This is a genomic window from Tritonibacter sp. SIMBA_163 (assembly GCF_046535935.1).
In the GTDB taxonomy this organism is placed as follows: domain Bacteria; phylum Pseudomonadota; class Alphaproteobacteria; order Rhodobacterales; family Rhodobacteraceae; genus Epibacterium; species Epibacterium scottomollicae.
This window is the reverse complement of sequence record NZ_JAWJBP010000366.1, coordinates 1-277: the sequence shown is the minus strand read 5'-3', so window position 1 is coordinate 277 and position 277 is coordinate 1. Positions and strand designations below refer to the sequence as shown.

Annotated in this window: 1 protein-coding gene; it reads left to right on the top strand. The window is 52.0% G+C overall.

The features are described from left to right. The coding region (locus R0J92_RS22745; RefSeq protein WP_411053334.1) for an NAD(P)/FAD-dependent oxidoreductase at positions 1-277 on the top strand (277 nt) is incomplete at both ends.

Sequence of the window (277 nt, the reverse complement as noted above, 5' to 3'; positions counted from 1 at the left end):
CAGAATCCGCACTTTTGTATCTCGGCCCTCAGCCGCTATACACAGCGCGATTTTATTGCACTGGTTGAGCGCTATCGCATCGCCTATCACGAGAAGACGCTGGGACAACTCTTCTGCGATGGTTCGGCATTGCAGATAATCGAAATGCTGCTGGCAGAAATGAAGCGCCATGGTGCGCGACTGAAGCTTGGTTGCAGCGTCAGCTCGGTTGAAAAATCTGTAGAAGGCTTTTCTCTTCAACTGTCGGTCGGACCTGTTAGCTGTCGATCACTGGTGG